General features: G+C 37.8%; 20 protein-coding genes, 2 pseudogenes and 1 other annotated feature. Of the genes and pseudogenes, 19 read left to right on the top strand and 3 right to left on the bottom strand.

Going from position 1 to position 22,042, the window contains the following annotated elements:
• Nucleotides 1–3 precede the first annotated feature (3 nt).
• The 17 genes from AC3WTA_RS07100 (at nt 4) to pyrE (ending at nt 18,577) form a co-directional block, all read left to right on the top strand.
• Nucleotides 4–267 carry a YggT family protein gene (locus tag AC3WTA_RS07100; protein WP_000259081.1) on the top strand — a complete coding sequence of 88 codons (264 nt, stop codon included), beginning with the start codon at nt 4–6 and terminating at the stop codon, nt 265–267.
• Between the two features lie 15 nt (nt 268–282).
• The gene (locus tag AC3WTA_RS07095; protein WP_000029705.1) at nt 283–1,050 is read left to right on the top strand and encodes a YlmH family RNA-binding protein; all 768 of its coding nucleotides are present in this window, start codon (nt 283–285) and stop codon (nt 1,048–1,050) included.
• 89 nt (nt 1,051–1,139) lie between these two features.
• The gene (gene divIVA, locus AC3WTA_RS07090) at nt 1,140–1,646 is read left to right on the top strand and encodes a septum site-determining protein DivIVA (RefSeq protein ID WP_001131609.1); all 507 of its coding nucleotides are present in this window, start codon (nt 1,140–1,142) and stop codon (nt 1,644–1,646) included.
• A 51-nt stretch (nt 1,647–1,697) separates the two neighbouring features.
• Nucleotides 1,698–1,922 (top strand) — a binding site (T-box leader).
• Nucleotides 1,923–1,993: 71 nt separating this feature from the next.
• The gene (ileS2, locus tag AC3WTA_RS07085; protein ID WP_000455963.1) at nt 1,994–4,759 is read left to right on the top strand and encodes an isoleucine--tRNA ligase; all 2,766 of its coding nucleotides are present in this window, start codon (nt 1,994–1,996) and stop codon (nt 4,757–4,759) included.
• 157 nt (nt 4,760–4,916) lie between these two features.
• The gene (locus AC3WTA_RS07080) at nt 4,917–5,246 is read left to right on the top strand and encodes a TraR/DksA C4-type zinc finger protein (protein ID WP_001004658.1); all 330 of its coding nucleotides are present in this window, start codon (nt 4,917–4,919) and stop codon (nt 5,244–5,246) included.
• 124 nt (nt 5,247–5,370) lie between these two features.
• Nucleotides 5,371–5,829 (top strand): lipoprotein signal peptidase LspA, encoded by a 459-nt coding sequence (gene lspA, locus AC3WTA_RS07075; protein ID WP_000642186.1) that lies wholly within the window; start codon nt 5,371–5,373, stop codon nt 5,827–5,829.
• 4 nt (nt 5,830–5,833) lie between these two features.
• On the top strand, nt 5,834–6,742 hold the full coding sequence (locus tag AC3WTA_RS07070; RefSeq protein ID WP_000005846.1) for an RluA family pseudouridine synthase: 909 nt from the start codon (nt 5,834–5,836) through the stop codon (nt 6,740–6,742).
• A gap of 203 nt (nt 6,743–6,945) precedes the next feature.
• The gene (pyrR, locus tag AC3WTA_RS07065) at nt 6,946–7,488 is read left to right on the top strand and encodes a bifunctional pyrimidine operon transcriptional regulator/uracil phosphoribosyltransferase (RefSeq protein ID WP_001156490.1); all 543 of its coding nucleotides are present in this window, start codon (nt 6,946–6,948) and stop codon (nt 7,486–7,488) included.
• A 146-nt stretch (nt 7,489–7,634) separates the two neighbouring features.
• On the top strand, nt 7,635–8,918 hold the full coding sequence (gene uraA, locus AC3WTA_RS07060) for a uracil permease (protein ID WP_000435919.1): 1,284 nt from the start codon (nt 7,635–7,637) through the stop codon (nt 8,916–8,918).
• 145 nt (nt 8,919–9,063) lie between these two features.
• Nucleotides 9,064–9,978 (top strand): aspartate carbamoyltransferase, encoded by a 915-nt coding sequence (pyrB, locus tag AC3WTA_RS07055; RefSeq protein WP_000018868.1) that lies wholly within the window; start codon nt 9,064–9,066, stop codon nt 9,976–9,978.
• Nucleotides 9,962–11,248, top strand: coding sequence for a dihydroorotase (gene pyrC / locus AC3WTA_RS07050; RefSeq protein ID WP_492332856.1), 1,287 nt, complete (start codon nt 9,962–9,964; stop codon nt 11,246–11,248). The genes pyrB and pyrC overlap by 17 nt, the downstream gene beginning before the upstream one ends.
• Nucleotides 11,245–12,342 (top strand): carbamoyl phosphate synthase small subunit, encoded by a 1,098-nt coding sequence (locus AC3WTA_RS07045; RefSeq protein ID WP_000828668.1) that lies wholly within the window; start codon nt 11,245–11,247, stop codon nt 12,340–12,342. Before pyrC ends, AC3WTA_RS07045 begins: the two co-directional genes overlap by 4 nt.
• Nucleotides 12,327–15,545, top strand: coding sequence for a carbamoyl-phosphate synthase large subunit (carB, locus tag AC3WTA_RS07040; protein WP_001126142.1), 3,219 nt, complete (start codon nt 12,327–12,329; stop codon nt 15,543–15,545). Before AC3WTA_RS07045 ends, carB begins: the two co-directional genes overlap by 16 nt.
• Nucleotides 15,542–16,321, top strand: a complete 780-nt coding sequence (pyrK, locus tag AC3WTA_RS07035; RefSeq protein WP_000983346.1) for a dihydroorotate oxidase B electron transfer subunit — start codon at nt 15,542–15,544, stop codon at nt 16,319–16,321. The genes carB and pyrK overlap by 4 nt, the downstream gene beginning before the upstream one ends.
• Nucleotides 16,318–17,247: a dihydroorotate oxidase B catalytic subunit gene (pyrD, locus tag AC3WTA_RS07030; protein WP_001081054.1), complete on the top strand. Its 930-nt coding sequence runs from the start codon at nt 16,318–16,320 to the stop codon at nt 17,245–17,247. The genes pyrK and pyrD overlap by 4 nt, the downstream gene beginning before the upstream one ends.
• Entirely contained in the window at nt 17,232–17,948 is a 717-nt protein-coding gene (gene pyrF, locus AC3WTA_RS07025; protein ID WP_000083488.1) for an orotidine-5'-phosphate decarboxylase, read from the top strand. The genes pyrD and pyrF overlap by 16 nt, the downstream gene beginning before the upstream one ends.
• On the top strand, nt 17,945–18,577 hold the full coding sequence (pyrE, locus tag AC3WTA_RS07020; RefSeq protein WP_000711448.1) for an orotate phosphoribosyltransferase: 633 nt from the start codon (nt 17,945–17,947) through the stop codon (nt 18,575–18,577). The genes pyrF and pyrE overlap by 4 nt, the downstream gene beginning before the upstream one ends.
• Before the next feature lie 39 nt (nt 18,578–18,616).
• On the opposite strand, the pseudogene AC3WTA_RS07015 reads toward pyrE, so the two are convergent.
• The 3 genes and pseudogenes from AC3WTA_RS07015 to AC3WTA_RS07005 form a co-directional block, all read right to left on the bottom strand.
• Nucleotides 18,617–19,294: pseudogene (locus AC3WTA_RS07015) on the bottom strand (HAD family hydrolase).
• Nucleotides 19,295–19,316: 22 nt separating this feature from the next.
• Nucleotides 19,317–19,571: a YbeF family protein gene (locus AC3WTA_RS07010; RefSeq protein ID WP_001003947.1), complete on the bottom strand. Its 255-nt coding sequence runs from the start codon at nt 19,569–19,571 to the stop codon at nt 19,317–19,319.
• 165 nt (nt 19,572–19,736) lie between these two features.
• A complete protein-coding gene (locus AC3WTA_RS07005) occupies nt 19,737–21,122 on the bottom strand; it encodes a hypothetical protein (protein WP_070169098.1) in 1,386 nt (461 codons plus the stop codon).
• A 101-nt stretch (nt 21,123–21,223) separates the two neighbouring features.
• Here AC3WTA_RS07005 and AC3WTA_RS07000 point away from each other — a divergent pair, with 101 nt between their 5' ends.
• Both AC3WTA_RS07000 and AC3WTA_RS06995 read left to right on the top strand, forming a co-directional pair.
• Nucleotides 21,224–21,655, top strand: coding sequence for a YoqO family protein (locus AC3WTA_RS07000; protein WP_171902940.1), 432 nt, complete (start codon nt 21,224–21,226; stop codon nt 21,653–21,655).
• A gap of 15 nt (nt 21,656–21,670) precedes the next feature.
• Nucleotides 21,671–22,039, top strand: a pseudogene (locus tag AC3WTA_RS06995) (YoqO family protein).
• Nucleotides 22,040–22,042: the final 3 nt, after the last annotated feature.

The raw sequence follows: 22,042 nt of genomic DNA, 5'->3' as shown, positions 1-22,042 counted from the left end.
GCCATGGTAACAGTTTTAAACGTTTTAATTACTGCTATCGAGATCTACTCGTGGGCACTTATTATTTACATTCTTCTATCATGGTTCCCTGGTGCAAAGGAATCAACTTTTGGAGAAATTCTTGCACGTATTTGTGAACCGTATTTAGAACCATTTCGCAGATTTATTCCGCCGCTTGGTATGATTGATATCTCTCCACTCGTTGCGATTTTTGCGTTAAAGCTTGCTACGAATGGTTTAGTAAGTATATTCCGCTATTTCTTATAGTAAGAGGTTAAATACATGAGCATCTATGAACATTTCAGACCCGATGAAGAGGTCTTTGTGGATAAGGTGTTAGAGTGGAAGCGAGCAGCGGAGTACCATCAAGTGAAGTTAACAGACTTCCTTGATCCAAGACAACAACAAATTGTCACTATGGTAATAGGTCAAGGGGATGTTGCGGTACAGTTTGATGGTGCAACGCCTCATGCAGAGCGTAAAAGAGCACTCATTTATCCAGATTATCTAGAAGTGAATGAAGAGGAATTTCAAGTAGAAGTATTGGAAATTGACTATCCTTCCAAGTTTTATACGCTAGAACATAGGCAAATATTAGGTACATTTATGTCTCTTGGTTTAACGAGAGAAAAATGTGGTGATATTTTGCTTCAAGAAGATCGTGCCCAAATTGTAGTCGCGAAAGAAGTTGTATCTTATATTGAGATGAACTTACAATCTATAGGGAAAGTGAAAGTCTCCTTATCACCAGTGCAAGGAGAAAAAATTCTACAGATGCAAGAAACGTGGGGAGAGAAATCTGGAACGGTTTCTTCACTTCGTTTAGATGTTATGTTAGCTGAAATGTTACATATATCCAGACAAAAAGTACAACCTTTCATAAAAAATGGTTTAGTAAAAGTTAATTGGAAAACAGTGGAGCAAACTTCTTATGAATGTTATTCAGGAGATGTTTTTTCAGTGAGAGGATATGGACGAAGTAAATTGTTTTCTGTAGAAGGTAGAACAAAGCGCGACAAATGGAGAATTTTGTATGGTATACTAAAATGATTGGTTTTTTAGAAGGAAATCCTCCTATTTTGTCGAAGAAAAGATATAATTGAAAGAGGAAATTTAGATAACTACTTGGAGGTGGCGTTGTGCCGTTAACACCATTAGATATTCATAACAAAGAATTTGGTCGCGGATTCCGTGGCTATGATGAAGATCAAGTAAATGAGTTTCTTGATCAAATTATCAAAGATTATGAATTAGTCATTCGTGAGAAAAAAGCTTTAGAAGAAAAAGTTGCGCAATTAGAAGGGAAGTTAGATCATTTCTCTAATATTGAAGATACGTTAAACAAATCTATCATCGTTGCACAAGAAGCAGCGGAAGAAGTAAAACGTAATGCGCAAAAAGAAGCAAAATTAATCGTACGTGAAGCTGAAAAGAATGCAGACCGTATTATTAACGAAGCGTTAGTAAAATCAAGAAAAGTTGCTTTTGATATTGAAGAGCTAAAGAAACAAGCGAAAGTATTCCGCACTCGTTTCCGTATGTTATTAGAAACACAGCTTGAAATGTTAAACAACGATGATTGGGATAAACTAATTGAGTTAGAAGACGAAGTAGATGAACTGTTGAAAAAAGAAGAAACAGTGTAAGCTTGACGTTTTTCTCATTATTACATATAATTTTAAACAACATATTTATTAAGAAAAACGAAGATAGGGATAAGTACCTTTTTCATACCTTATATAGCGAACTGAGGATGGTGTAAGCTCAGGATAAGGAGATAATGGGAATATCACCCTGGAGTTCCGCGCTGAACAAATAGAGTAAGCGTAGGCGTATATTCGCGTTAAGAATATAAAGAGGATTGTATACATACGTATAGGATCTACTAGGGTGGTACCGCGGGAGACTTTCTCGTCCCTTTTTGGGATGAGAAGGTCTCTTTTTTATTCCGTTTTTTAAGTGTTTCTTTTATACATGTAAGGAGGAATTGAGCATGGAGTACAAAAATACATTACTAATGCCAAAAACAGAGTTCCCAATGCGTGGGAATTTACCAAAACGTGAGCCTGCAATGCAAGAACAGTGGGCTGAAATGAATATTTATGAAAAGGTACAAGAACATACGAAAGGTCGTCCTTTATTTGTACTGCATGATGGACCTCCATATGCGAATGGTGACATTCATATGGGACATGCATTAAATAAAGTGTTAAAAGACTTTATTGTTCGTTATAAATCAATGACTGGTTACTGCGCACCATATGTACCGGGTTGGGATACACACGGTTTACCAATTGAGCAAGCTTTAACAAATAAAGGTGTAAAGCGTAAAGAAATGACAGTTGCTGAGTTCCGTAAGTTATGTGCAGAGTATGCATATGAACAAGTAGAACGTCAACGTGAACAATTTAAGCGTTTAGGTGTACGTGCAGATTGGGATAACCCATATATTACTTTAGAGCCGGCTTATGAAGCGCAACAAATTAAAGTGTTCGGTGATATGGCGAAAAAAGGTTATATCTATAAAGGACAGAAACCAGTTTACTGGTCTCCAACGAGTGAATCAGCTTTAGCAGAAGCTGAAATTGAATACCAAGATAAAAAATCAGCATCTATTTACGTAGCATTCCCTGTAAAAGACGGAAAGAACGTATTAGAAGGTGATGAGAAATTCATTATCTGGACAACAACACCTTGGACGTTACCTGCAAACTTAGGTATTTCTGTTCACCCAGAACTTGAATACGCTATTGTAAAAGTAGATGATGAAAAATATATTATTGCTTCTGAACTATTTGAGACAGTTGCAAAAACGTTAGAGTGGGAAAATGCTGAAGTTGTGAAAACGGTAAAAGGTAGCGAACTTGAGTATACAGTTGCAAAACATCCATTCTACGATCGTGATTCATTAGTTATGCTAGGAGATCACGTAACAACAGATGCAGGTACAGGTTGTGTTCATACAGCACCAGGACACGGGGAAGATGACTTTGTTGTTGGTAAAAAGTATGGATTAGAAGTACTTTGCCCAGTTGATGATAAAGGTGTATTAACAAATGAAGCACCTGGATTTGAAGGCTTATTCTATGATAAAGCTAACAAGCCAATTACAGAAAAATTAGAAGAAGTAGGCGCGTTACTGAAACTAACATTCATTACGCATTCATACCCACATGATTGGAGAACGAAAAAACCAATTATTTTCCGTGCGACAGCACAGTGGTTTGCATCTATTGAAGCGTTCCGTAAAGAATTATTAGAAGCTGTTGCGGAAACAAAATGGGTACCAGCATGGGGAGAAACTCGTCTTCATAATATGGTTCGTGACCGTGGTGACTGGTGTATTTCTCGTCAGCGTGCATGGGGTGTGCCAATCCCTGTATTCTATGCAGAGAATGGTGATCCAATTATTACAGATGAAACAATTAACCATGTAGCAGATTTATTCCGTGAGCACGGTTCTAACGTATGGTTTGAGCGTGAAGCGAAAGATCTATTACCAGAAGGATTTACACATACAGGTAGCCCAAATGGTGAATTCCGTAAAGAAACAGACATCATGGATGTATGGTTCGATTCAGGTTCTTCTCACCAAGCAGTATTAGAAGAGCGCGAAGACTTACAACGTCCAGCTAATTTATATTTAGAAGGATCTGACCAGTATCGTGGTTGGTTTAACTCTTCATTATCAACAGCAGTTGCTGTAACAGGTAAAGCTCCATATAAAGGCGTACTAAGCCACGGTTTCGTATTAGATGGTGAAGGACGTAAAATGAGTAAGTCGATTGGAAACATCGTCGTACCGAAGAAAATTATGGATCAATTAGGTGGAGATATTTTACGCTTATGGGTATCTTCTGTTGACTATCAATCTGATGTACGTATTTCAGATGATATTTTAAAACAAGTAGCAGAAGTGTATCGTAAAATCCGTAACACATTCCGTTTCTTATTAGGAAACTTAGATGACTTTAAGCCAAGTGAAAATACAGTAGCTGTAGCTGAACTTCGTGAAGTAGATCGTTACATGTTAGTGAAATTAAATGACTTAATTACAAAAGTAAAAGAAGCATATGAAACATACGACTTCGCTGCTGTGTATCATGCAATTCATAACTTCTGTACAATTGATTTAAGTTCATTCTACTTAGACTTTGCAAAAGACATTTTATACATTGAAGGTGCAAACCATGAAGAGCGTCGTGCAATTCAAACTGTATTATATGATGTTCTTGTTGCATTGACGAAACTTGTAACACCAATCTTACCGCATACAGCTGATGAAGTATGGCCATATATTCCGGGTGTAACAGAAGAAAGTGTACAATTAACTAATATGCCAGAAGCTGTACAATTAGATGGTGCGGAAGCATTAAAAACAAAATGGGATGCATTTATGACGCTGCGTGATGACGTATTAAAAGCGTTAGAAGTAGCTCGTAATGAGAAAGTAATCGGTAAGTCATTAAATGCAAGTATTACGCTATATCCGACTGTAGAAATGAAAACTATGTTAGAGTCTATTAGCGAAGACTTAAAGCAATTATTCATCGTTTCTGAGTATAAACTTGGTGGTATGATGGAAGAAGCGCCAGCAGATGCGCCGAAGTATGAGCATACAGCGGTTGTTGTTGCTCAAGCAACTGGTGAAACATGTGAACGTTGTTGGGTAGTTTCAGAAACAATTGGTAAAGACGCTGAACATGAAACATTATGTGAGCGTTGTGCAACAGTTGTTAAAGAAAACTATGTAAAATAATAAAAAAACTGACTGTGCGTAAGTACAGTCAGTTTTTTTATTGATGATATATTAAAATAACTTCCACTCTCTTTCCTATGAAGGAAAAATGTGTGTGAGGTAAGCATAGAAATTTCGGACACACTAATCGTACATTGCAGCTGGGAGGAATGTACACGTGAATGAAATGTATATGGAAATCAAAGAAGAATTGCAATTGATGCGAAAAGAGTTACAAGAGAGGCTAGCTAAAGAGGTCATGCACAAATATGATACAGAGTTTAGCGAAGAGCTTGGATATGAAATTAAGGAAGAGATAAAGAAAAAACTCCTATTACATGATATAAAAGAGGACTTAAAAGATGTAGAACGTGCATTATTTAAAATGGAAATAGATATGTATGGTATTTGTGAAGAAACGGGGAGAGCAATTTCGGTAAAACAAATGAAGACGATGCCGACTGCCCGTACCATTCATGAATTTTTCTATGAAAAAGTAAATGTATGAATGCGCACAACGATATTATATTACCTTTTTTTAATTTATTTTATTCTTCTATAAAGGTTCATTGTGAAAAGGTTGCAGCTATGCTAAAATTTTGAGGTACACTGTCTTTGTGGGGGAAATGAAAATGATATATTATGTAATAGCGTTATTTGTCATTGCCATCGATCAAATATCGAAATGGCTAATTGTAAAGAACATGGAATTGGGTACGAGCATTCCGATTATCGATAATGTATTATACATAACATCACATCGAAATAGAGGAGCTGCCTGGGGGATTTTAGAAAATAAAATGTGGTTTTTCTACATTATTACAGTCGTTTTTGTAGTATTTATTGTAATTTATATGCAAAAATATGCGAAAACAGACAAACTTCTAGGGATTTCATTAGGTCTAATATTAGGCGGAGCAATTGGTAATTTCATTGATCGTGTATTTAGACAAGAAGTAGTGGATTTCATTCACGTGTATATTTTCTCGTACAACTATCCAGTATTCAATATAGCTGATTCAGCATTATGTATTGGTGTTGTATTAATTATTATTCAAACATTATTAGAAGGCAAGAAAACGAAGGAGTAATTGAATGAGTGAAGTAGTACAAGTAACAGTTGCAGAAGAACAAAAAAGTGAGCGAATTGATAAATTCGTTGCAGAAATAAACAGTGAATGGTCACGTTCACAAGTACAACAATGGATTAAAGATGATGTCGTTACAGTTAATGGAAAATCGGTAAAAGTGAATTATAAAGTTAAAGAAAACGATGAAATTACAGTAACGATTCCTGATCCAGAAGAGTTAGATATCCAAGCAGAAGATATGGGCTTAGAAATTTATTATGAAGATGCAGATGTACTCGTTGTAAATAAGCCACGTGGTATGGTTGTACATCCAGCTCCAGGGCATACAAGCGGTACGCTTGTAAACGGACTTATGCACCATTGTACAGACCTGTCAGGTATTAACGGTGTAATGCGTCCTGGTATTGTGCATCGTATTGATAAAGATACATCTGGACTATTAATGGTTGCTAAAAATGATGTGGCGCATGAGTCACTTGTAAATCAACTTGTAGCAAAAACAGTAACAAGACGTTACAAAGCGATTGTACACGGTGTGATTCCGCATGATAAAGGAACGATCGATGCGCCAATTGGTCGCGATAAGAAAGAACGTCAAAGCATGACAGTTGATGAAAATGGTAAGAATGCTGTTACGCACTTCCAGGTGTTAGAACGCTTTAAAGATTTTACACTTGTAGAATGTCGCTTAGAAACGGGACGTACGCACCAAATTCGTGTTCATATGAAATATATTGGCTATCCACTTGCAGGAGATCCGAAGTATGGTCCGAAGAAAACATTAGACATGAATGGACAAGCACTTCACGCAGGTATTTTAGGGTTTGACCATCCTCGTACTGGTGAATATATTCAGTTTGAGGCACCGATTCCAGAAGTGTTTGAAGACGCATTAAATATTTTACGGAAATAGTATTGACAAATCATAAGAAAACTGAGATACTGACAACAGTTAAATAATGATCCTTTAACACAGCCCCGTGAGGTTGAGAAGGTAACGGTTTGAAATACATAGGGTATGCTGTACCCTTTTTCAAAAGTCCTCTCGCACACGCTGAGAGGACTTTTTTTATACCATTACTCTCACGCAAGAAAAAAAGCTTGGAGGTGTAGAGCATGCAAGAGAAAGCTGTCGTTTTAGATGACCAAATGATTCGCCGCGCTTTAACACGAATTAGTCATGAAATCGTGGAACGAAATAAAGGTGTCGATAATTGTGTTCTTGTCGGAATTAAAACTCGTGGAATTTTTATTGCACAACGTTTGGCAGAACGAATTGGTCAAATTGAAGGAAAAGAAATGGAAGTTGGAGAGCTAGATATTACGTTATATCGTGATGATCTAACACTACAATCGAAAAATGAAGAACCACTTGTAAAAGGTTCTGATATCCCTGTAGATATTACGAAGAAAAAAGTTATCCTGGTGGATGATGTATTATATACAGGAAGAACAGTTCGAGCAGCAATGGATGCTCTTATGGATTTAGGTAGACCATCACAAATCCAATTGGCGGTTCTTGTTGATAGAGGTCATCGTGAACTACCAATTCGCGCTGATTATGTAGGAAAGAACATTCCAACATCAAGTGAAGAGCGTATCGAAGTTGATTTGCAAGAGACAGATCAACAAGATCGAGTAAGCATATACGATAAGTAAAGCCCTTTTAAATGTAGTCCTGTGAGGCTGCCAAAGGGTCTTGGCTTTCATATGTCAAATTTGGCATACGAAAGTGTAGGACTCTTTGTGCACAGGCACAAAGAGTTTTTTTATTGCAAAGATTTAAACTGAAGGAGGATGTAACAATGGAACAAAAGCCAGTGTTAGACGTTAATGAAGTACCGAAACCGGGAAAATGGTTATTTTTAAGTATACAACATTTGTTCGCGATGTTTGGATCAACAGTGCTTGTTCCGTTTTTAACAGGATTGAATCCGTCAGTAGCATTAATATCAAGTGGATTAGGAACGCTAGCGTTTCTTCTTATAACGAAAGGTCAAGTACCTGCCTATCTAGGATCATCATTCGCCTTTATCGCACCAATTATAACAGCGAAAACAGCAGGTGGACCTGGAGCAGCAATGCTCGGTGGTTTGTTTGCAGGACTTGTGTACATCTTAATCTCACTCGGAATTAAGAAGTCAGGATCAGAGTGGATTATGAAATTACTTCCGCCAATCGTAGTTGGTCCAGTCGTAATGGTAATCGGTCTAGCTTTAGCACATACAGCAGTTAACATGGCGATGAACGGTGCGGATGGCAAATATAGCTTTACACACTTTTCAGTAGCATTAGTAACATTAGCAATTACAATTATCTGCTCTATATTCGGAAGAGGGTTTTTCAGTATCATACCAGTGTTACTGGGCATTATCGGCGGATATATCTTCGCTTACTTCCAAGGGCTAGTAAACTTAAAGCCGGTAGCTGAGGCAAAATGGTTTGTTGTACCAGATTTCACAGTACCATTTGTAACATATACTCCGGAGTTTTCGTGGAAGATTGTACTCTTGATGGTACCAGTTGCACTAGTAACAATTTCAGAACATATCGGACATCAAATTGTACTTGGAAATGTTATTAAAAGAGATTTAATTGAAAAACCAGGTTTACATCGCTCAATCTTCGGTGATGGAATAGCGACATTGATTGCATCACTAATAGGTGGACCACCGAATACAACGTATGGTGAAAACATCGGTGTGCTAGCAATTACGAGAGCTTACAGCGTATACTTATTCATCGGATCAGCAGTATTCGCAATCATGTTTGGTTTTATAGGTAAGATTTCCGCGCTGATTCACTCCATACCAACACCGGTTATGGGCGGAGTATCAATCTTACTATTCGGTGTAATCGCATCAAGCGGATTACGCATGATGGTAGATGATAAAACAGACCTAAGTGACAAACGAAACTTAATGATTGCATCAGTAATACTAGTAATCGGTATTGGTGGAGCGGTACTTCATGTAGGAGAATCGTTCCAAGTAGAAGGAATGGCACTAGCAGCAATTGTAGGTGTACTATTAAATCTACTACTACCGGAAACGAAACAAATAAAACAATCTAAGCAGATTGCTTCATAATAACCTTTTAATTCAGTCCTGTGAGACCGGAAAGGGTGGCTTCTTCCTTGCACCCTAGTCTCAAACGACTAGGGTATTTTTATACGAAAGTTGTTATAAAAATACAAAAGTGGTAACATAAAAATCAGAAAGATGAGGGATGACGATGAGCCATTTGTTAACGATGAGTGAATTATCGGAAGTAGAAATTTCAGAAATCCTACAAGACGCAGAAGATTTCGCGAATGGAAAAGAGAGCAAAACGACAGAGCAAACTTTTGTTGCGAACTTGTTCTTTGAGAATAGCACGAGAACGAGATTTAGCTTTGAAGTTGCTGAGAAGAGATTAGGACTTGAAGTTTTAAACTTTTCAGCTGATGCATCTAGCGTACAAAAAGGAGAAACTTTATACGATACGATAAGAACACTAGAATCAATCGGAACAAAAGCGGTGATCGTCCGCCATGAGCAAGATCGCTACTTCGATGAACTAAAAGATCAGGTAAATATCCCAATCTTAAACGCTGGAGATGGATGTGGAAACCACCCAACGCAGTGCCTACTCGATCTTCTTACAATTAAACAAGAGTTTGGAAGATTTGAAGGATTAAAGATTGCGATAGTAGGAGATGTTCGTCATAGCCGAGTAGCACGTTCTAATGCAGAAGCATTAACGAAACTGGGTGCAACAATTTACTTTGCAAGTCCAGAAGAGTGGAAAGATGAAGACAGCACATTTGGAACATACAAACCATTAGATGAACTTGTTCCAGAAGTGGATGTAATGATGTTACTTCGTGTACAACATGAGCGTCATGATCATTATGAAACAGACATTATGAAAGAGTATCATGAGAAACACGGATTAACAGTGGAAAGAGAAAAACGTATGAAAGAAGGAAGCATTATTATGCATCCAGCTCCTGTAAACCGTGATGTTGAAATTGCAAGTGAACTTGTTGAGTGTGAGCGTTCACGCATATTTAAACAAATGGAAAATGGAGTTTACGTAAGAATGGCTGTACTAAAACGCGCCTTACCAAATGTATTAGGAGGAATGAAACATGAATTACTTGTTTAAAAATGGTCGTTATATGAATGAAGAAGGAAAAATCGTAGCAACAGATCTTCTCGTACAAGACGGTAAAATCGCTAAGGTAGCAGAAAATATTACGGCAGATAATGCTGAAGTAATCGATGTGAACGGAAAGTTAATCGCACCTGGATTAGTAGATGTACACGTACATCTTCGTGAACCAGGTGGTGAACATAAAGAAACAATTGAAACAGGTACACTAGCAGCGGCAAAAGGTGGGTTCACTACAATTTGTGCAATGCCAAATACACGCCCAGTACCAGATTGCAGAGAACATATGGAAGACTTGCAAAATCGTATTAAAGAAAAAGCGCATGTCAACGTACTACCATACGGAGCAATTACAGTACGCCAAGCTGGTTCTGAAATGACAGATTTCGAAACATTAAAAGAACTTGGAGCATTTGCTTTCACTGATGACGGTGTAGGCGTACAAGATGCTAGCATGATGTTAGCTGCTATGAAGCGTGCAGCGAAATTAAATATGGCAGTAGTTGCGCACTGTGAAGAGAATACTCTTATTAATAAAGGTTGTGTACATGAAGGAAAGTTTTCTGAGAAACACGGATTAAACGGTATCCCATCAGTATGTGAATCTGTACATATTGCAAGGGATATACTGCTTGCTGAAGCAGCAGATTGTCACTATCACGTATGTCACGTAAGTACGAAAGGTTCTGTACGCGTAATTCGAGATGCGAAACGCGCTGGAATTAAAGTAACAGCAGAAGTAACACCTCATCACTTAGTGTTATGTGAAGATGATATCCCAGCAGCTGATCCTAACTTTAAAATGAACCCACCGCTTCGTGGAAAAGAAGATCACGCAGCACTAATTGAAGGTTTATTAGATGGAACAATTGATATGATCGCAACTGATCATGCACCGCATACAGCGGAAGAGAAAGCGCAAGGAATTGAAAGAGCACCATTCGGAATTACTGGTTTTGAAACAGCATTCCCACTTCTATACACAAACCTTGTGAAAAAAGGAATTATTACATTAGAGCAGTTAATTCAATTCTTAACAGAAAAACCAGCTGATACATTCGGCTTAGAAGCAGGTCGCCTGAAAGAAGGTAAAACAGCTGATATTACAATCATTGATTTAGAACAAGAAGAAGAGATTGACCCAACAACATTCTTATCAAAAGGAAAAAATACACCATTCGCAGGTTGGAAATGCCAAGGATGGCCGGTAATGACAATCGTTGGTGGTAAGATCGCATGGCAAAAGGAGAGTGCATTAGTATGAAAAGACAACTTATCTTAGAAGATGGAACAGTATTAATTGGAAAAGGTTTCGGAGGAGAAATCGAAAAGTCAGGTGAGGTTGTATTTACAACAGGAATGACTGGATATCAAGAAACATTATCTGATCCATCATATTGCGGTCAAATCGTAACATTCACGTACCCATTAATCGGAAACTACGGCATCAACCGTGACGATTTTGAATCGATTCACCCATCTGTAAATGGTTTAATCGTAAACGAAATTTGTGATCATCCATCAAACTTCCGTAATGAAATTTCGTTAAATGATTACTTAAAAGAAAGAAATATCCCAGGGTTAGCAGGAATTGATACGAGAAAATTAACGAGAAAAATTCGTCAATACGGTACATTACGTGGACGTCTATGTAACATGGATGCAGATGTAGAATACATCGTGAGCCAATTAAAAGCGACAGTATTTACAGATCACGTGAAACGCGTATCAACGAAAGATCCATACCCAAGCCCAGGCCGTGGACACCGAGTTGTACTTGTAGACTTCGGAATGAAACATGGTATTTTACGAGAATTAAATAAACGTGACTGTGATGTAATTGTAGTACCTTACAATACAACAGCAGAAGAAATTTTACGTCTTAGCCCAGATGGAATTATGTTAAGTAACGGACCTGGAGATCCAAAAGATGTACCAGAAGCAATTGAAATGTTAAAAGACATTATCGGTAAAGTTCCTTTATTCGGAATTTGCTTAGGACATCAACTATTCGCTCTAGCATCTGGTGCGAATACAAGTAAGTTAAAATTCGGTCACCGCGGTTTAAACCATCCAGTAAAACATCTTGCAACTGGAAAAGTAGCAATTACATCTCAAAATCATGGTTACGCAGTAGAAGAAGAATCAGTTAAAAATACAGAACTTGAAATTACACATGTTGCTTTAAATGATGGAACAGTAGAAGGTCTTCGTCATACGAAGTTCCCAGCATTTACAGTGCAATACCATCCAGAAGCTTCTGCAGGACCAGAAGATGCAAACGATTTGTTCGAAGATTTCTTAGCAATGATTGAAAACTTCAAGAAAGAAGGGGAAGAGTTATGCCAAAACGCCTAGACATTAACACAATTTTAGTAATCGGATCAGGACCAATTGTAATTGGGCAAGCAGCAGAGTTTGACTACTCTGGTACACAAGCTTGTCAATCTCTTAGAGAAGAAGGTTACAAAGTAATCCTTGTTAACTCTAACCCAGCAACAATTATGACAGATACTGCAACGGCAGATAAAGTATATATAGAACCATTAACACTAGAATTCGTAAGCCGTATCATTCGTAAAGAACGTCCAGATGCAATCTTACCAACATTAGGTGGTCAAACAGGCCTGAATATGGCTGTTGAACTTGCGAAATCAGGCATACTTGAAGAGTGCGGAGTTGAAATTTTAGGAACAAAATTATCAGCAATCGAGCAAGCGGAGGATCGTGATTTATTCCGTACCTTAATGCAGGAATTAAATGAACCAATTCCATCTAGTACCATTATTCATACGCTAGAAGAAGCACATGAATTTGTAAAAGAAATTGGATATCCAGTTATTGTTCGCCCAGCATTTACAATGGGGGGAACAGGTGGCGGAATCTGTAGTAATGAAGAAGAACTAATTGAAATCGTATCAGGTGGATTAAAACATAGTCCGGTAACACAATGTTTATTAGAAAAGAGCATTGCTGGTTGTAAGGAAATTGAATATGAAGTAATGCGTGATTCAAATGATAACGCGATTGTAGTATGTAACATGGAAAATATCGATCCAGTTGGGGTTCACACAGGTGATTCTATCGTTGTAGCACCGAGCCAAACATTAAGTGACCGTGAATATCAAATGTTACGAAACACTTCATTACGAATTATTCGTGCATTAGGAATTGAAGGTGGATGTAACGTTCAGCTTGCACTTGATCCATATAGCTTCCAATATTATGTAATCGAAGTAAACCCGCGTGTAAGTCGTTCATCTGCACTAGCATCTAAAGCAACTGGATATCCAATTGCGAAGCTAGCGGCAAAAATTGCAGTCGGTTTAACATTAGATGAAATTATAAATCCAGTAACACAAAAAACATATGCTTGTTTCGAACCAGCATTAGACTATGTTGTTTCAAAAATTCCACGCTGGCCATTTGATAAGTTTGAATCAGCAAACAGAACACTGGGTACACAAATGAAGGCAACTGGTGAAGTTATGTCAATCGGACGTAACTTAGAGCAATCATTATTAAAAGCGATTCGTTCTTTAGAACTTGGTGTTTATCACTTAGAGTTAGAGCATTTAAAAGAGCTTGATAAAGAGACAATGAAAAAACGCATTATAAAAGCTGATGATGAGCGACTGTTTATTGTAGCAGAAGCAATTCGTCAAGGTGTAACGAAAGAAGAAATCAACAATTGGTGTGAAATGGACTTCTTCTTCTTACAAAAAGTTGAAAATATCGTAAATATGGAACGCGAAGTAAAAGCAAATGTAGGAAATATGGAAGTATTACAATCAGCGAAAGAAATGGGCTTCAGTGACCATTACATCGCCAATGCTTGGAACAAAACAGAGCGTGAAATTTACAATATGCGTAAAGAAAGCAATATAACTCCTGTTTATAAAATGGTAGATACTTGTGCGGCAGAGTTTGAATCTGCAACACCATACTACTACAGCACATATGGTGACGAGAATGAATCGGTTAGAACAGATCGTAAGAGTGTAGTAGTTCTAGGATCTGGTCCAATCCGTATCGGTCAAGGTGTTGAGTTTGACTATGCAACAGTTCACTCTGTATGGGCAATTAAAGAAGCGGGATATGAGGCAATCATTGTTAATAACAATCCAGAAACAGTTTCAACAGACTTCAGTATTTCTGACAAATTATACTTTGAACCATTAACAATCGAAGATGTAATGCACATTATCGATTTAGAAAAGCCAGAAGGTGTTATCGTCCAATTCGGTGGACAAACGGCAATTAACTTAGCTGCTAAATTAGAGGCTCACGGTGTGAAAATCTTAGGAACATCACTTGAAGATTTAGACCGTGCAGAAGATCGTGATAAGTTTGAAGCAGCTCTAACACAACTTGGTATCCCGCAACCAGTTGGTAAAACAGCAACGACTGTAGAGCAAGCGGTAGCAATCGCTGACAAAATTGGTTACCCAGTATTAGTAAGACCATCTTACGTACTAGGTGGACGCGCGATGGAAATCGTATATCGTCAAGAAGAACTGCTGCACTACATGAAAAATGCGGTTAAAGTTCACGCAGATCACCCAGTATTAATCGATCGTTACATGGTTGGTAAAGAAATTGAAGTAGATGCAATTTCAGACGGTGAGAATGTATTCATTCCAGGTATTATGGAACATATTGAACGCGCTGGAGTTCACTCTGGTGACTCAATCGGAGTATATCCACCGCAAAGCTTATCTGCAAAACTGAAAGAACAAATTATTGAACATACAATTGCACTTGGAAAAGGTTTAAACATTGTTGGATTACTAAACATTCAGTTTGTAGTATTCAAAGATGAAGTGTATGTAATTGAAGTAAATCCACGTGCGAGCCGTACAGTACCATTCTTAAGTAAAATTACAGGCGTACCGATGGCGAATGTTGCAACGAAAGTTATTTTAGGTCAAGATCTTGTAGAACAAGGATATGGAACTGGTTATCACCCAGAAGAGAAAGAAGTGTATGTAAAAGCACCGGTATTCTCATTTGCGAAGCTACGTTCAGTTGATACAACATTAGGACCTGAAATGAAATCAACAGGGGAAGTAATGGGTAAAGACTTAACACTTGAAAAAGCATTATACAAAGGGTTAGTTGCTTCAGGAATTAACATCCCAACGCACGGATCAGTAATCATCACTGTAGCGGATAAAGATAAAGAAGAAGCAATGGAAATTGCAAAACGTTTCCACGAAATCGGCTATAACTTATTAGCAACAGCTGGAACAGCACAATCGTTAGCAGAGCAAAACATTCCAGTGCAAGTTGTAAATAAAATTGATTCTGAAGAATACAACTTACTTGATATTATCCGTCAAGGAAAAGCACAGTTTGTAATCAATACATTAACAAAAGGCAAACAACCAGCGCGTGATGGTTTCCGCATTCGCCGTGAATCAGTAGAAAATGGTGTGGCTTGCTTAACATCACTTGATACAACGAGAGCAATATTACGAGTACTAGAATCTATGACATTCTCAGCTCATTCAATGAAAGAAATTACGCAAACGAAGCGTCACGAGGTGGTACATGCATGATGCAAAAGCAAAATATGATCGTCGTTAACCAAAAAGAAATCGCAAAAAACATTTACGAATTAGTGCTTCAAGGGGATCTAGTGCAGCAAATGAACGATCCAGGGCAGTTTGTACACATTAAGGTAGCGGAGGGCATTACGCCCCTTCTGCGCCGCCCAATTAGTATTTGTAATGTCGATCAAGACAAGAACGAATTTACAATGCTATATCGTGCGGAAGGACAAGGAACAAAAACATTAGCGAAAAGAAAACAAGGCGAACTTGTAGATGTGTTAGGCCCACTTGGACATGGTTTTCCTGTAGAAGAAGCGGAAGCTGGACAAACGGCTCTATTAGTTGGAGGGGGAATTGGTGTACCACCACTATATGAATTGTCACAGCGTCTTGTAGCAAAGGGAGTACGCGTTATTCACATCTTAGGTTTCCAAACGAAAGATGTTGTCTTCTATGAAGAGAAATTCGCAGAGCTTGGTGATACGTATGTTGCAACAGTTGATGGTACGCATGGTACAGAAGGCTTTGTAACAGATGTAATTGATAGCTATGGAATCGACTTTGACATTCTATACTCATGTGGACCTTTAGCGATGCTTCGTGCATTAGAAGGACGCTATAAAGAGAGAAAAGCCTACATTTCATTAGAAGAGCGTATGGGCTGTGGCATTGGGGCATGTTTCGCATGTGTATGCCATTTACAAGCAGATCCGAGTGGACATTCTTACAAGAAGGTGTGTAGCGACGGACCAGTATTTCCAATCGGGGAGGTTGTACTATGAACAGATTGCAAGTTGAATTACCAGGGTTATCATTAAAAAATCCAATCATCCCAGCATCTGGTTGCTTCGGATTTGGTCGTGAGTATGCACAGTTCTATGATTTAAGTGTACTTGGATCAATTATGATTAAAGCGACAACAGAACAGCCTCGTTACGGAAACCCAACGCCTCGTGTTGCGGAAACACCAGGCGGAATGCTAAATGCAATCGGGCTTCAAAATCCTGGATTAGAAAAGGTAATGAATTCTGAATTACCTTTTCTCGAGCAATTTGATCTTCCGATTATTGCAAATGTTGCTGGCTCACAAGCTGAGGATTATGTAGCAGTTGCGAAGGAAATTTCAAAGGCACCTAATGTTCATGCGCTAGAATTAAATATTTCTTGTCCAAACGTAAAAACGGGTGGTATCGCTTTTGGTACGAATCCTGAAATTGCTGCTGATTTAACGAAGCGAGTAAAAGAGGTTTCTGAAGTACCGGTATATGTGAAATTGTCACCGAACGTGGCAAACATTGTGGAGATTGCAAAAGCAATTGAAAATGCGGGTGCAGACGGTTTAACGATGATTAATACATTGCTTGGTATGCGTCTAGATTTAAAAACTGCAAAACCAATTTTAGCAAACCGTACGGGCGGACTATCAGGGCCTGCGATTAAGCCGGTAGCAATTCGTATGGTACATGAAGTAAGTCAAGCGGTTAACATTCCGATTATTGGAATGGGTGGTATTGAAACTGCGGAAGATGTAATTGAATTCTTCTATGCTGGTGCAAGTGCGGTTGCAGTTGGAACAGCGAACTTTATCGATCCGTTCGTTTGTCCGACAATTATTGAAGAGTTACCAGCAGTACTAGATGAATTAGGATTTGATCACATTTCGGAATGTCAAGGAAGGAGCTGGAAGCAAACATGTCACAGTCGTTAATTGTTGCACTAGATTTTCCAGGGAAACAAGATGTAGAACAATTCTTACACCACTTTGAAGGGGAAGAGTTATTTGTCAAAGTTGGTATGGAGTTATTTTACAAAGAAGGCCCTGCGATTATTACGTACTTAAAAGAAAAAGGGCATAAGATCTTCCTAGATTTAAAACTTCATGATATTCCGAATACAGTAAAAAGCGCTATGCGTAGCCTAGCTAGTCTAGATGTTGATATGGTAAATGTTCATGCTGCTGGGGGAAGCAGTATGATGAAAGCTGCGATTGAGGGGTTAGAGGAAGGTAAGCAAGAAGGAAAAGAGAGACCGATTTGTATTGCAGTTACACAACTAACAAGCACTTCGGAAGCTATGATGAAAAAAGAGATTGGCATTGAGAAAACGTTAGAAGAAGCGGTTGCTCATTATGCAAAACTAACGAAAGAAAGTGGACTTGATGGCGTTGTTTGTTCAACACTTGAAGTTCCGAAATTACGTGAAGTATGCGGAAATGAATTTGTAACAGTAACACCGGGGATTCGTCTTGCAAGCGATGATGTAAATGACCAGGTGCGCGTAGCAACACCGAAACGTGCGAGGGAACTTGGCTCAAGCTACATCGTAGTTGGACGTAGTATTACAAAAGCAGAAAATCCGCTTGAAGCGTATAAAACAGTAAAACAACAGTGGGAAGGTGTAACAGTATGAAAAAAGAAATCGCATCGCATTTATTAGAAATTGGAGCAGTATTTTTACAACCGAATGATCCATTCACTTGGTCTTCAGGTATGAAATCACCAATTTATTGTGATAATCGTTTAACTTTATCTTATCCAAAAGTACGTCAAGCGATTGCAGCTGGATTAGAAGAGTTAATTAAAGAGCACTTCCCAACTGTAGAAGTTATTGCAGGAACAGCAACTGCTGGTATTGCGCACGCTGCATGGGTAAGCGATCGTATGGATTTACCAATGTGCTACGTACGTAGTAAAGCAAAAGGTCACGGGAAAGGGAATCAAATCGAAGGAAAAGCTGAAAAAGGTCAAAAAGTAGTAGTAGTAGAGGACCTAATTTCAACTGGCGGTAGTGCGATTACATGTGTAGAAGCACTTCGCGAAGCTGGCTGTGAAGTATTAGGAATCGTATCAATCTTCACATACGAGCTAGAGGCAGGAAAAGAAAAATTAGAAGCAGCTAACGTTGCATCATACTCTTTAAGCGACTACAGTGCATTAACTGAAGTAGCAGCAGAAAAAGGTATGATCGGACAAGCTGAAACGAAAAAATTACAAGAGTGGCGTAAAAATCCAGCTAATGAAGCTTGGATTAAAGCGTAACACGAAAAAAGACGACCGCGGGGGAACGCGGTCGTTTTTTTATATCATTGTTATAATTTCATGTAAAGAACAGATAGTAGGAACATCACATTTGAGTTGCAAGTTATCACGATTTAACCATATCCCTTACATTCCAGCTGCTGTACTACTAATTGCATCTGTTTCTAATCGATCACCAATATAATAGCAATCTTTCATTTCAAGATTCGATTGTAATACAGTTCTTTGAAAAATTTCAGGGTCTGGTTTCGATATACCAATTTTACTAGAAGTAGATATGTATTTGAAATATTGTAGAATGTTTAAAGCAGTTAATTTTTCGATTTGTTGTTCATAGTCACCATTACTAATGACACCTAATGAGTGCCCTTCTTGCTTTAAGGTCTGTAATGTATAGTGTACATCTTCAAACGCGGCCCAGTTGTTCTTATATAGTTCTATATATTGATTGAATCTGTGCTGAGATTCCTCGGGTGATAAGTTTAATCCATATGTTTTAAATAAATGATATATTCGCATCCTTTGTTGTTCTTGAAAAGATAATTCCTTGGATAAAAATTTGTTGAAATATTCTTCGTATAATTCATGCCAGACTTTCGTGGCCTCTAATTCATTACCTGAAAAAATAGTACTATATACTTGAAAGAAATCTATAATACCATTTCTTTCAGCGGCCTCATAATCAAGTAAAGTTCCATCGACATCAAAGAAAATCATATTACAATCTCCTCGTTAATAACTATTTAGCGTTTTCAGTAACCTCATATCCTCTCACAAACAATAGCGTCATATAAGAAACAATAAATGAGAAGATGCTGTACATGCCAACCCAAAAGAAAAATTTTGGAGTAAAGGCGATAACACCTATTATTAAAAAACTAGCAAACGTTACAATTGGCATTACGTAATACGTTTTCGTTCGACGTGTTCCAATAACAGAAACGATAAAGATAAGTAACGGACAAAGTAATAAGACGAAAATCAATTCATTCATAGTTATGTCCCCTTTTCGAATGGAAGTAATCTGTTTCTCGTAAACGTTTTGAAATAAATACTCTCCTAATATAACTTCGCTAACATATACATAATCCCTTTTGAAAGTCCGTAATAAATGATTGATTTCACAATAAAAAAGTAAGCAAGAGAACACTTACTTACTTTATAGAATAAACATCGCAACGATGGTGGTGACGATTAAACCAATCACAACCGGTAAAAAGTTACGGCGTGCAAGTTCAAATGGATCTACTTTACAAATGGCAGCGGCAGGAATAAGCGCCCAAGGAATTAAAGTCCCGCCTCCGGTCCAGATTGCAGCAATTTGCCCGAGAGCTGTTAATGTAGCTGTACCATGCCCAAGTGCTGTTCCGAAAAGATTGGCAATTGAACCAGCAAGTGATATACCAGAAAAGCCAGATCCATCTAATCCTGTTATGCCACCAACGATAGTTAATGTTCCCGCCGATACGTATTGATTTAAAGGAACAGTTTGAGACAAAGCGATTCCTAAGTCGTTAATGATTCCGTGTGAACCTTTCGGTAAATAGTCTCCGATAATTTTTACAAAGCCGCTATCTCCTAAATAAAAGAGTGCAGCAATTGGGATAACTGGACCAAAGATTTTAAATCCAAATTGGAGCCCTTCTATAAAATAATCGGTCGTTTTATTTAGTCCATTACCTTTGTAGGCGATAAGGGAAATGATGATAATCATAATAACAGTCGTCCCGCCGATAAGTGCAGTTGCATCGCTTCCTTGTAGTTTAAATTGAATCATGCAAAGGATATCGATGGCATATACGACCGGAATACAAATAGCGAGCCATTTTTTTGTTTGAGGAGATAATGAGGTGAGCGTTTTAGAAGACTCAGTTGATGGAATAGATTCTTGTATAGATAAGCCTGTATGAAATTCTTTTCGTAAGAAGAAAAATGCGACGGAAGTTGTCACAATACCCATAACGATAACGAGGGGAACACTGGCAGAAACAACGCTGGAAACAGGAAGACCAGCAGCGTCTGCTGTTAATTTCGGTGCACCTTGAATAACGAAGTCACCAGATAAGGCGATGCCGTGTCCGAACAAGTTCATAGCAATGGCAACTCCAATTGGCGGAAGGCCGACGCGTACAGCGACGGGTAATAAAATAGCTCCCATTAAAGCGACAGCTGGAGAAGGCCAAAAGAAGAAAGAAATTGTCATCATTAAAAGGCCGATAATCCAGTAGGCGAGTGCAGGTGTACGAATCATCTTTGTAAATGGTGAAATCATCGTATCATTTATGCCAGTATGAACGAGTAGATTGCTCATTGATACGATAATAGAGATGATTAATATAGTTGGTAATAGCTCAGTAATGGCATAAATGAAACTTTGAAAAATACCGCTAACGGCAAGAGGGATAGAACTTGTAGCAGTTAATGCTAATAAAAAGATAAAAACGATACAAATAATCGTCGTATCTTTCCGGAGAATAAAAAAAGTAATAATAGCGAGTAAACAAAGAATATAGAGAGCATGCAACAGCGTTAATTCAACTCCCATAACATTCACATCCTTTAGGCATTCGTGTAGTTTATTGTATGAAAGCAGTAAAAGTATGTGAGTATAGGAAAAAGAAAAAAAGTAAAATTTCATATACTATAATGGTAAGAAGTGGAAATGGATGTTACAATACAATTAATCCTAAAAATGGAATTCGAGGAGGGCTTATGCACAAAAAAATTGGATTTTGGGGATTCGTTATATCTTGTAGTCTATTAATCATTTTAAACTTGTTTACAAACAATGAATGGATCAGTATCATACCTGTTTTCGGGTTTGTATTTATCCTTTTATATAACTGGGATGATATGAAACAATATAGTAAGAAAAGTATCGGAATTATGATAGGTATCATTGTTGTTTGCTCATTTTTCGTAGGGTTTATTTTAATAGAAGGGCAGAAGCAAATGGAGAAAATGTCTATTTTTCAAGAATGGATGTCTTCTGCAAAAGGTCTTTATCTTGTAATTGTCGTTGTTGTTTTTCTAAGAATTGTTATAAGCGTAGCAAGTTACATATTAAAGGAGAAGTAGAATGGGGGCGTACGAATGAGAAAGAAAATAGGTTATTATGGTGTGCTCGTTTGTTTACTATTATCAGTTATTTCAGGGCAATTTCTTAAAAGTGAATGGGTACCAATTATATTATGTATAGGAGTATTGATATTTGCTCCTATGTATCGCTGGGATGAATGGAAAGCGTATAGCCGAAAAAAGAAAATTGTTTTCAGCATCGAGTTTGTCATTATAATTAGCGCGATTCCTTTTTTGTTATTGAAAGGAAATGAGATAATAGATTGAATTGTAATGTTTCAAGGCTGGTTATTTATTGCGAAATTGATATATTTAATATGCATTTTAATGTTGGTAGCGGTAGTCGCCAAAAAAGTAAATGAAAAGCTATTCGCTAATGAATAAAAG

Source organism: Bacillus sp. EB106-07-01-XG149 (assembly GCF_058791555.1).
Note: the sequence above shows the minus strand (reverse complement) of the source record. Positions and strands in the feature narration are given on the sequence as shown.

Coding starts and splice junctions, on each gene's coding strand:
- AC3WTA_RS07095 (WP_000029705.1), top strand. CDS start 283: ATGAGCATCTATGAACATTTCAGACCCGATGAAGAGGTCTTTGTGGAT.
- AC3WTA_RS07100 (WP_000259081.1), top strand. CDS start 4: ATGGTAACAGTTTTAAACGTTTTAATTACTGCTATCGAGATCTACTCG.
- pyrE (WP_000711448.1), top strand. CDS start 17,945: ATGAAAAAAGAAATCGCATCGCATTTATTAGAAATTGGAGCAGTATTT.
- AC3WTA_RS07005 (WP_070169098.1), bottom strand. CDS start 21,122: ATGGGAGTTGAATTAACGCTGTTGCATGCTCTCTATATTCTTTGTTTA.
- lspA (WP_000642186.1), top strand. CDS start 5,371: ATGATATATTATGTAATAGCGTTATTTGTCATTGCCATCGATCAAATA.
- pyrD (WP_001081054.1), top strand. CDS start 16,318: ATGAACAGATTGCAAGTTGAATTACCAGGGTTATCATTAAAAAATCCA.
- pyrB (WP_000018868.1), top strand. CDS start 9,064: ATGAGCCATTTGTTAACGATGAGTGAATTATCGGAAGTAGAAATTTCA.
- pyrC (WP_492332856.1), top strand. CDS start 9,962: ATGAATTACTTGTTTAAAAATGGTCGTTATATGAATGAAGAAGGAAAA.
- pyrF (WP_000083488.1), top strand. CDS start 17,232: ATGTCACAGTCGTTAATTGTTGCACTAGATTTTCCAGGGAAACAAGAT.
- pyrK (WP_000983346.1), top strand. CDS start 15,542: ATGATGCAAAAGCAAAATATGATCGTCGTTAACCAAAAAGAAATCGCA.
- AC3WTA_RS07000 (WP_171902940.1), top strand. CDS start 21,224: ATGGTAAGAAGTGGAAATGGATGTTACAATACAATTAATCCTAAAAAT.
- AC3WTA_RS07045 (WP_000828668.1), top strand. CDS start 11,245: ATGAAAAGACAACTTATCTTAGAAGATGGAACAGTATTAATTGGAAAA.
- carB (WP_001126142.1), top strand. CDS start 12,327: ATGCCAAAACGCCTAGACATTAACACAATTTTAGTAATCGGATCAGGA.
- uraA (WP_000435919.1), top strand. CDS start 7,635: ATGGAACAAAAGCCAGTGTTAGACGTTAATGAAGTACCGAAACCGGGA.
- AC3WTA_RS07070 (WP_000005846.1), top strand. CDS start 5,834: ATGAGTGAAGTAGTACAAGTAACAGTTGCAGAAGAACAAAAAAGTGAG.
- pyrR (WP_001156490.1), top strand. CDS start 6,946: ATGCAAGAGAAAGCTGTCGTTTTAGATGACCAAATGATTCGCCGCGCT.
- ileS2 (WP_000455963.1), top strand. CDS start 1,994: ATGGAGTACAAAAATACATTACTAATGCCAAAAACAGAGTTCCCAATG.
- AC3WTA_RS07010 (WP_001003947.1), bottom strand. CDS start 19,571: ATGAATGAATTGATTTTCGTCTTATTACTTTGTCCGTTACTTATCTTT.